Raw genomic sequence first — 1,964 nt, 5'->3', positions numbered from 1 at the left:
AATGCCGGGCTATGCGACCGGCGGCTTCTTTTTGCCATATTTGGGTTCCTTTTGCTGGTCCCTATGACCAGCTCAGGCCCCGACCGTTCCACTTACCGACCTTGTCCGAAATTCCGGCGCCACCTCTGACAGTCAGACCAGAAACTACTCGGCGATGAGGCTCGCACTCGTATCCGCGCCCTAGCGGATGACTTCGCCAACATATGGAACGACAGCCGTGTTGAATCCGTCGAACGCAAACGTATGCTCGGACTCCTGATTGAAGACGTTACTCTGGTAAAGGCGGAGAGGATCTCGATTCACGTGCGTTTCCGGGGAGGCCGCACGACTTCACTCGAAGTCGACAAACCCAAACCGATTGCACTTGTTCGCAAGACACAACCGGCTGTCGTGTCGGTCATCGATGAGCTTCTAGAGACCTGTACCGATCAGGAGGTCGCTGCGCGACTCAATGAACTCGGGCATACGAACTGGCAACATCAGGCATTTACTGCGAGGAAGGTCGCATTGGTTCGGACGACATACAGGCTTCCGAGCCGATTTGAGCGACTGCGCTCGCGCGGCCTGCTTACCGGTGCAGAACTCGCTGCGCAGCTCGAAGTCAGCCAGACAACCGTTCATCAATGGGGACGGCAAGGGCTTCTAAGGCGCCAGATTTACGGGCACGATCATCGGTGCCTGTACGAACCCCTCGGCGACGTCGTGCTTGTGAGGGGCACAGGCGGACGCAACGCAACACAACCAACCTTTATAACCGCTCAAGCTACCGGACAAGGTGCAATGTGAAGCCGACTCCTTGCTCTGCGGACTTCGCACAGGTGTCGTGACGGGCTTCAAACCGATTTTCTGCGAGAACGTCAGCGTCTCGTCGGCAATGTAGCAGGAACCGTTGTCGCTCAGCCACTCGATTTCGCTCTCAGCCTTCAACGCACCGGCGAAACGGTTCTCGACAGCCTGAAGCATCACGTCGCGCACCACGTCGCCGGTGTAGCCGCCCGTCGTCGCAGCCCAGCTCATGGCTTCCCGGTCGCAGCAGTCCAGTGCAAAGATGACGCGTAAGGGGGTACCGTCGTCGCAGCGGAATTCGAAACCGTCCGAACACCAGCGGGCGTTGCTGCTGTCTACCGCGACCTTGCCGTCGACGCGGTCGGCGTTCGAGCAGCAGGCCGTGGCTACGCATGACGCGATACACCCGCTTTACATTGACACGCGGTTGGCCCAGCGCATTCCGGTTTCGCCTCAGCAGCGCCCATGCGTGCCGGTAGCCGTAGGTGGGCAGGTCGGCGACCAGCTCTTGAAGTTCGGTGACGAGCGGCACGTCATCCAGAACGGGCGTCTTGCGCCGGTCGACCCATTCAGCGGGGCGCTTCGATTTGACCGCGAGATTCGAGCGCGACACACCCAGGACTTCACAGACCGTCTTCATCGGTCGTCCCCCGGCGGCAATGGTGAGCGCGCAATCAATTTTTTTGCTCGACCGTACTCCACTGCTTCACGGAGAATTTCCACTTCCATTGTTTTCTTGCCCAGCAGCCGCTGAAGTTCGCGAATCTGCTTCATCGCCTCGGCCAGGTCCGAGGCCGGCACCACCTGTTCACCGGCGCTGACAGCCGACAGGCTTCCGTCCTGATAGAGCTTGCGCCAGGCAAAGACCTGATTGGCATTCACTTGGTGGCGACGGACAACTCCCGAAACCGTGGCTCCGGGCTCAAAAGTCTCGCGCACTATCGCGAGCTCCTCTTCGACAGAACGCCGGCGGCGCTGCTCCGGCTGGGTCAGAACTTCGACAGGTTCCACGTTGTGACTGGGCTTAAACATAGGCAGAAGACTACCTCATAATTTAAGGCATTGCTGATCAAGTCCACCGCATAGCTACTCGGAGCGTTATAGAGCGGAGTGGATAAGGAAGGCAGAACAGGATGAAGCAGCAGACGCTGGCGATGGAAGCTGACGAAGGTGCGGGT

At 59.0% G+C, this 1,964-nt stretch carries 1 protein-coding gene and 1 pseudogene; both read right to left on the bottom strand.

The features are described from left to right. Positions 1-786: 786 nt before the first annotated feature. Positions 787-1,818 (bottom strand): annotated as a pseudogene (locus ACLFKU_RS43140) (IS3 family transposase); the annotation flags it as partial. Continuing rightward, on the bottom strand, positions 1,776-1,964 hold a 189-nt coding region (locus ACLFKU_RS43135), incomplete at its 5' end, for a hypothetical protein (protein ID WP_410853311.1). The gene ACLFKU_RS43135 and the pseudogene ACLFKU_RS43140, both read right to left, overlap by 43 nt.

Origin of the sequence: Paraburkholderia sp. EG304, from assembly GCF_046543485.1 — a bacterium.
GTDB classification, from domain to species: Bacteria; Pseudomonadota; Gammaproteobacteria; order Burkholderiales; family Burkholderiaceae; genus Paraburkholderia; species Paraburkholderia youngii.
The sequence above is the reverse complement of the archived record's forward strand: the minus strand, read 5'-3'. Positions and strand labels throughout refer to the sequence as shown.